The sequence below is a fragment of the Longimicrobiaceae bacterium genome (assembly GCA_035936415.1).
Lineage (GTDB): Bacteria > Gemmatimonadota > Gemmatimonadetes > Longimicrobiales > Longimicrobiaceae > JAFAYN01.
The window spans coordinates 1-1884 of sequence record DASYWD010000248.1; the positions used below are offsets into that span (position 1 = coordinate 1).

Here is a 1884-nt window from a genome sequence, read left to right on the forward strand (position 1 = left end):
GCCGCGGTCGGTCCGGGCTGCCCGCGCCGTCCACTGCGCGTGCTCCACGGGCAGGCGGTCGGCGTAACGGCGGATCAGCGCCGCGTCGCCGGAAGCTGTGGGCGGCGCATCGCGGACGGGCAGATCCAGGGACCGCTCCGCCTGCGCGGGTAGGCAGACATCCTCGCAGACGAGGAAGTCTGCCGAGAGCGTGAGCCGGACGGGCCGGCCGGCCTCGAGGTCGGCCGGCGGGGTGATGGTGGCGAGGAAGACGACCTCGTTGCTGTACCCGTAGTTCACGAGCGGCGGGTACGGGATCCGCTCGGGGATCGGGTAGGCGAACGAGTCGGCGCTGAACCCGCTGGGCAGGCTCCAGGTCGCGAGCAGCCCGTTGCCGGCGTCCCCGGCGTTCTTCCAGTAGGTGTGCCACCCCTCGTCGAGGGTGACGTGGAGGCCGACGGTGAACGGCTCCCCGGGGCGGACCGAGGCGACGTCGCTCACCAGCCTCGCCTCGCTGTGCGGCGTCGTATCCTGCTGGGCGGAGAACAGAGGGCCCGGACCGCTTCCCGGGAGGAGCCCGGGCCCCGCCGAAGCGGCGAGCGCGACGAAAAGCACCAAGGGCGTGGCCATGCCCCGGCGACCGGGCCGGCCTCCCCTCCTCCGCTTCAGCAGCTGACTCGCTCTCGTTCTCATCTCACTCCTGAACTCAGCGATATTTGACGTTGCAGCCGTAGGGCCGCGAGGTCGGGGTGGAGACCGGCTGCCCGGCCGTGGCTTCCTTGAGCGCGACATCCACGAGCTGCGTCGCGCGCGCGATGTCCCCGTCCCGCGGTGTCGGAACGTTGTCGATCCCGCCCATGTAGACCAGCGTACCCTTGGGGTCGATCACGAACATGTGCGGCGTGGTCTTCGCGTCGTACATGCGGCCGACCGTCCCCGCGGGGTCGAGCAGCACCGCGCTGGCGTTGCTCCCCATCTTCTTCGACTCCACGTTCATCGCCGCGGGCTCATAGTGGCCCTGTTCCCCGCGGGCCGAAGACACGACGGCCAGCCAGACGACGCCCCGGTCCCGCCACTTCTGCTGCTGCCCCGGGATGTTCCCGGTGCGGTAGTGCTTCTTCACGTAGGGGCAGCCGTAGTTCACCCACTCCAGAACGACCCACTTCCCCCGGTACTGCGCGAGGGAATGCTCCGCGCCTCGGGTGTCGGGGAGCGTGAAGGCGGGCGCCGGCTTGCCGATCTCCGGGGCAGCCCGCACGCCGGCGGCCACGGTCACCAGGCCGAGCGCCAGCACGGCCACCATCGCGAACGGGGGCCTTCTCATGTCGTCTCCTCGTGGTTGAGAAAGTTCAAGACGATCGTCGGCGTCAGAAGCGCGGGCAGAACGACGAGGGGGAGGGTCACTCCACCCGCGGCGCCCGCTGTCGACCCCTGCCCGGCCGCCACCCCGGCGGCCGCCACCGGCTCGGTGGGCGCGGCGGCCCAGGCCACCTGCGCGTCCGCCACCGCTGCGCTCACAACCAGGCCCCGGTGCCCGGCCGCATCGAGCGAGCCGCCGTCCGGGAGGACGAGGATGCCCTCGATCCGCTCCGGCTCGCCGGGCAGGTACGCGGACTGGGTGAGCCGGACGCGGTACTCCCCGGCCGCCGTGCGCCCCACCGGCTGGTCGGCGGCGTGGTCCAGGAGCACCGGGTCGGCGGGGAAGAAGTAGGCGCCGCCGAGCGACCCCTCCCACCCCTCCGGCGGTGTGAGGCCGAGGACAAAGCCGCGGTCGGTCCGGGCTGCCCGCGCCGTCCACTGCGCGTGCTCCACGGGCAGGCGGTCGGCGTAACGGCGGATCAGCGCCGCGTCGCCGGAAGCTGTGGGCGGCGCATCGCGGACGGGCAGATCCAGGGACCGCTCCGC

At 72.6% G+C, this 1884-nt stretch carries 3 protein-coding genes; all 3 read right to left on the minus strand.

What is annotated here, in order from left to right:
* Positions 1-480: protein-disulfide reductase DsbD domain-containing protein (locus VGR37_09880; protein ID HEV2147698.1), on the minus strand; the 480-nt coding region annotated here is incomplete at its 3' end.
* A gap of 205 nt (positions 481-685) precedes the next feature.
* Entirely contained in the window at positions 686-1303 is a 618-nt protein-coding gene (locus VGR37_09885; protein ID HEV2147699.1) for a thioredoxin family protein, read from the minus strand.
* Positions 1300-1884: hypothetical protein (locus tag VGR37_09890; GenBank protein HEV2147700.1), on the minus strand; the 585-nt coding region annotated here is incomplete at its 5' end. The genes VGR37_09890 and VGR37_09885, both read right to left, overlap by 4 nt.

Excerpts from the sequence above, each read along its gene's own strand:
- VGR37_09885 (HEV2147699.1), bottom strand. The coding sequence starts at position 1,303 with ATGAGAAGGCCCCCGTTCGCGATGGTGGCCGTGCTGGCGCTCGGCCTG.